The organism is Bradyrhizobium sp. Leo114, assembly GCF_055229415.2.
The window spans coordinates 1-5,532 of the sequence record NZ_JBUYEN020000120.1 but is presented as its reverse complement, the minus strand read 5'-3'; the positions used below and the strand labels follow the sequence as shown (position 1 = coordinate 5,532).

The 5,532-nt window shown below is 58.9% G+C and carries 6 protein-coding genes; all 6 read left to right on the top strand.

What is annotated here, in order from left to right; genetic code table 11:
- The coding region (locus ACZIRK_RS44515; RefSeq protein ID WP_474419762.1) for a hypothetical protein at window positions 1–180 on the top strand (180 nt) is incomplete at its 5' end.
- A gap of 247 nt (window positions 181–427) precedes the next feature.
- Window positions 428–631, top strand: a complete 204-nt coding sequence (locus tag ACZIRK_RS44510) for a hypothetical protein (protein WP_130231317.1) — start codon at window positions 428–430, stop codon at window positions 629–631.
- A 1,042-nt stretch (window positions 632–1,673) separates the two neighbouring features.
- Window positions 1,674–3,461 carry a PHA/PHB synthase family protein gene (locus ACZIRK_RS44505; protein WP_474419760.1) on the top strand — a complete coding sequence of 596 codons (1,788 nt, stop codon included), beginning with the start codon at window positions 1,674–1,676 and terminating at the stop codon, window positions 3,459–3,461.
- A 15-nt stretch (window positions 3,462–3,476) separates the two neighbouring features.
- Window positions 3,477–4,109 carry a hypothetical protein gene (locus ACZIRK_RS44500; RefSeq protein WP_474419763.1) on the top strand — a complete coding sequence of 211 codons (633 nt, stop codon included), beginning with the start codon at window positions 3,477–3,479 and terminating at the stop codon, window positions 4,107–4,109.
- A 516-nt stretch (window positions 4,110–4,625) separates the two neighbouring features.
- Entirely contained in the window at window positions 4,626–4,817 is a 192-nt protein-coding gene (locus ACZIRK_RS44495) for a hypothetical protein (RefSeq protein ID WP_130231321.1), read from the top strand.
- A gap of 196 nt (window positions 4,818–5,013) precedes the next feature.
- The gene (locus ACZIRK_RS44490) at window positions 5,014–5,253 is read left to right on the top strand and encodes a hypothetical protein (RefSeq protein WP_028168715.1); all 240 of its coding nucleotides are present in this window, start codon (window positions 5,014–5,016) and stop codon (window positions 5,251–5,253) included.
- Window positions 5,254–5,532: the final 279 nt, after the last annotated feature.

Sequence of the window (5,532 nt, the reverse complement as noted above, 5' to 3'; positions counted from 1 at the left end):
GAAGCGCCGCAATGCTGTTGCACCCACAACGACAGCTGCGGCGAAGTCCGCCATCTGAACTACTCTCGCTGCTTTCCGATAGTTTCCTGGGGGCGATCGATCGACCTCGATGCCTTCGGTCGGAATCATCAACGCACTTTTTCAGTCATCTATCGCCACGACGTGGGTGTAGATCCCTGAAGTTGGTGGCTCAATTGCACCTTGGTGTGAACAACTCTTGCGCACGCCGGCAGGGCCGAAACGCTATGAACGAAATCGACGCTCAGTTATCGGCGCGCGATCGGCCTTGATCCGCGTGATAGTCTGCGTCCGCCCAGCCTTTCTCGTCCCGGGTCTTGGAACTACGTCGCTGAAATGCCATGCAACGACTGGGGTGCTCGGCAACGGGCTGATCGGCACGATCTAGGCGTTGCTCTCCAGCGCGCCCATGCTGCTGCTGACCGATTTCAGCGACACACCGGTGCTCTCCTTGCAGTCCGGGACCAGAGAATATGGCAGCTGGGATGCGCGGCGGAGCTTCTCCGGCGCGCCGAAAGAACTCGTTCGGGCTGCCGGATCGTCTCGTGACAACGTCTGCTTCGGCGGCCCTGACTGGCACGAGCCGGGCCTGAAGCTCGAACACCAACGGTGAGGTAAGCTGAGCGCATAGCCCAATAAATGATGAACGCACGCTCACAGCGCCCTCGTGCAACGGTAGCCGACGCGGCGCGCCAAAGGCAGTCGTGGCTCGCACAGATGCTGGCGCGCAAACCGCGCGTGTTCGGCAACCATTGCGCTCGCCAACTAAATGGCGCGGATCATCTGGATCTACTTGCAGAGCAGAAAGACTGCAGAGCTCCGCTCGGATCTTGGTTCTTCTGCAGGGTCTCGCCCGGCCCTGCCGTTGCGGACCATGTAATCACTGGCATCGCCGCCGGATGATCCGGGCGAACAAACCGGGATGGCTTCTGTGCGATTCGCAGTGCTGCAAACCTACCGCTCCCAGCGCGATCCCAGCAGCACGGTCGTGACAGCTCGAATGCGGATTGGTCTGCCGGGGTGGCAATTTCTTGCAGTTGCAGCTGGCGTAGGACCTCCCGTGGAGGGCTCCCATGGAGGGGCCAATCAAGATCAGCGAGATGCCATCGCGCCGAGAATCACGGCGGACTGATAAGCTTTGTCGAATTTGCTTATCAGTTGGCCAGCTGACTCCATTGGTGCGAAATCCTCATCAGTCCGCCATCGACGCCATGGCCAACGCACCTTAAGCCAATCGCATTAGAGTAAGCGAGCGCCCTAGTCCCCTCAGACGTATCAATGCGGGGTCTGAGATCTGGAGAGTACCAGCGGCGAGGAAGCCGACGGGCGACAACTTGCGCGTCGAGCCCCTACCTTGGAGCATTGCAGAGACGGAAGCTCCGCTCCCCCTTACCTACATTGGAGAAATATTTGGGATGACGTCGCAAGAAGGAACTCCCGCAATGCACAACGCTTAGCTGCATCGCAGCACGTTTGAGCGGCGCTTGCCGGTCATCGTCTCGACAACGGTAGCGTTTGCGTTTGGCCAATTGCCCAAGGTTCGCCTGATGGCGAAACGGTGATTCATCGCTCTCCAACCGCACCCAATCGAATGTTAGTCTTTTGGAGCCTAATCGAACGGCTCTGGTAAAGCCTGACAATGACAGGAGGGAGCTATGGCCGACAAACAGATGCAGCCCACCTGGGATCCGATTGCCCTTGCGGCGCAACTGCAGAACATCGCGAAACAAAGCCAGCTCCTGATGCAGCGCTTTGTGTCGCATCAGCCGGACGCGGTCAAGTTCGGCATGGGCGACACGTCAACGCTCGGGTTCGACTTTTTCGAGCTCGTGACAAAGATGATGACCGACCCGGTGGTAGTCGCCCGCGCCCAGATCAACCTATTCTACGACACGCTAGGTATCTGGCAGAAAACCGCGGAACGCATGCTCATGCTGCGTGCACGCGAGGCCGGTCCCCCGAAAGACAAACGCTTCAAGCATCCGGACTGGAGCGAGAACGCTATCTTCGACTTTGTGAAGGACAGCTATCTCGTTGCGGCGAAGTCGCTTCTTTCCGCAATCCGCGAAACTAAAGGCATGGACGAGGCCAGCGCTCGTAAGGTCGATTTCTACACGCGCCAATTCGTTGATGCTTTGTCACCTTCCAATTTCGTCGCGACCAATCCGGAGGTCCTCACCGCGACGCTGGAGTCTGGCGGACAAAACCTGCTACGTGGTTTGGAGAACCTTCTCGTCGATCTGGAACGCGGCGATGGTCGGCTTGCGATTACAATGACCGACATGAAGGCTTTCCGCCTCGGCGAAAACATCGCAACGGCGCCAGGAAAAATCATCTACCAGAACGAGCTTATGCAATTGATCCAATATGCGACGTCGACCAGAGAAGTCCGGAGGCGGCCACTCCTCATCGTGCCGCCGTGGATCAATAAGTTCTATGTTCTCGATCTTCAGCCGAAGAACTCCTTCATCAAATGGGCCGTCGATCAGGGGCATACGGTGTTCGTCATCTCCTGGGTGAATCCCGATGAGAAGCTCGCTGAAAAGAGCTTTGAAAATTACATGCTCGAGGGACCGTTGGCCGCACTGGACGCGATCGAGTCCGCGACCGGTGAGCGTAGCGTCAACACGATTGGCTATTGCCTCGGCGGAACCCTGCTTGCCTCGACGGCGGCTTTTCTGGCCGCGAAGGCCGACGACCGGATTGCGAGCGCCACCTATTTCGTGACGCTCGTCGACTTTACCGAAGTCGGAGACATGGCCGTCTTCATCGACGAAGAGCAACTGGCATCTCTCGAAAGGCGGATGCGCGAGCGCGGCTATCTGGAAGCGCAAGATATGGCGACGGCGTTCAATATGTTGCGCGCGAACGACCTGATCTGGTCTTTCGTCGTCAACAATTATTTGCTCGGCAAGGAACAGATACCCTTTGATCTTTTGTTTTGGAATTCGGATTCGACGCGCATGCCAGCGGCGATGCATTCATTCTATTTACGCAAGATGTATCAGCAAAATCTCTTGGCAAAACCCGGCGGTATCACGTTGGCGGATATGCCGATCGATCTGTCGAAAATCAGGACTCCGGCCTTCATTCTGGCCACGCGCGAAGACCACATTGCGCCGTGGGAATCGACCTATGCGGCGACACGCTTGTATTCCGGGCCGGTCAAATTCGTTCTATCCGCTGCGGGCCATATGGCTGGCGTGATCAGCGCGCCAGGCAGCAAGTACGGCCACTGGGCGAACGACAATTTGCCGCCCAGTCCGGAGGAATGGTTCGCCGGCGCTACGCCTCATCAAGGCTCGTGGTGGCCGCTTTGGGACGAATGGGTCACGCAATTTGATGCAGGCCGCGTTCCTGCCCGCGAACCGGGCGGCGGCAAGTTACCGGTTATCGAAAACGCGCCGGGCTCGTACGTCCGCGTAAGATCGATGGCCGCGTAAGCGACAAAGCTCTTCCTGATCGGCCACTCGTTTGGCGGGACGTTGGCGGCGGCCTTTAGCGCACGCGAACCGCGAGCTGTCCGCGGTCTATTGCTTCTCGGCGCGCCCGTTTGCTTTCAACCAGCGACGAACCGATTTCGCGATGCGCTCGTCTCGATGATTCCGCCTGATCAGAGTGAAGCGGACATCATCCCGGGCTCGCTGCTGTCGCATGCAAGCGCTTTCGTCGCCCCTGATACGTTCGTATGGTCCCGGTTGATGGATGCGGCAATGAGCATTGACGACTTGCGGGCGCTGGATGTCCATGCGCGGGTTGCGCGCTGGGCTCTTGACGAGGCCCCCCTCCCGGGGAGGCTGGTCCATCAGATTGCCGAATCGCTGTATCGGGAAAACCAGTTCTGTCGCGGCACTCTCACCGTGCTGGGTCGCACGATTGGCCCGTCATGTCTCGACGTCCCGACCCTCGCGACCGTCAACACGGCAGACAAGGTTGCACCGCTCGCCTCGATTGAACCGTTGCTTGATGCGTTGCCTACCAAGGATGTCTCGCTCATCAAAAACCCCGGCGAGACGGCGTTGCATTGCAGCACCTCGGAATTCTTGCAGGACGGGCCAAGCATCATCGCTTGGCTGGCGGCGCATCGCTGAAAGGCCGATCCGCCGGCAAACCGGCGCGGATATCTGCTTTGGTCACGGCCAACAACCTCTGCCTTCAATGAGGAGCCGAGTTTTCCGCTTCAACAAAGGAACTGCGCATTGTGAAGCGGAATCGGTCGGCAGCCGAGGCCGCCTGTGGGTCTAAAACGGCGTTTAGAAAGTCGGCCGGTCACTTTCGAATTACCCCGACCATCGAGGTCATTGCACACCCGAACCATTCCGACCGGCCACCGCTCAAGGCCTACATCTACGTGGGCGGCGAGCGTTGGGCGGAGAGCGGCTGCCCAGTCTATAGGAACGTCAGCAACGCCGGGCGCGTTGGATGGAGGCGGTAAGAGCAGAGCCCAAAGTTAGCGATGCGTTTCCTGTCCTCGGCTCCATTGTAAGCCTCATGGCCGCCGCGCTGAAGATGTGTTGCTTCGGTTCGGTAGCGACCTGGCCGCAGAGGACTGTGAAGCCAGCATGGCCGCTCCGGCACCGCGGCGCAGACTAGCAACGAGCAAGCCCATGAAAGTCAAAGACCTGATAGCTGAGCTGCAGAAGCTCGATCCGGAGATGCCGGTCGTCGCTTCCGGCCCTGACGGCTTCGACCTCTATGAGCCGACACTTGACCGCGAATGGATCACGATAGACCACTTCGGTAGCCCGCAGCGCGCCATTTCAGGCGAGCCCGGTGCCGTGCAGGCTATCCGGCTATGATCATCGCATTGCGCGCCATAGACAACGAACATCCCCTCGCCCGGGAGGCCTGGCATACGCCGGCCATGATAAAGCTTGATGCGCTCGCCGAGTGTATCATTGCTCGGGTACATCTGGGTTGGAACGCCGGGGCCGGCACAAGGTTGGGTAGACTGCGAACCATCGCGGCGGCGCCGGAGCACATCACAGAGGCGAAATGATCCGAACAATCGTGAACGAAGCCGGCGATGCAATCGGCGAGACCAACCTCGACGGCATGCTTATCAAGGGGCACCACCGCGTCGACGCCGAGCTAAAGCTCGGCCACAAACTGTTCTTCAGGACCAGCGGCGCGCTGACGAGGATAAACTGCATCACCATTGACCATACCGCGCACAAGATCAGGCTGGCGGTGGACGGGTTTAGTCGGGAAAGTTCTCCTCAACATACAGCTTGAGCCGTTCGCCCAAGCGCGTCGGTGTTCGGATACATCTGCTTCAGATTGCGGACCAGCTTGAAGCATCTTGCAGGCCGGCATCATCGAACATTATGCTGAACTGGATCACGGCTTCACCGAGTCGATCCAGCCGCTGCTCCTCTTGAGCGCCTCATTCCGCCACGGCCTTCGCAGCGCCTTTAGAGATCGCGAGCCATCAGAGTTGTGTCGAAGCCCTTCCAGTTAGTGCGATCAAGGTCCGCCCAACCGTGCCTCGCATAGACCCCCTGCATCCGTGGT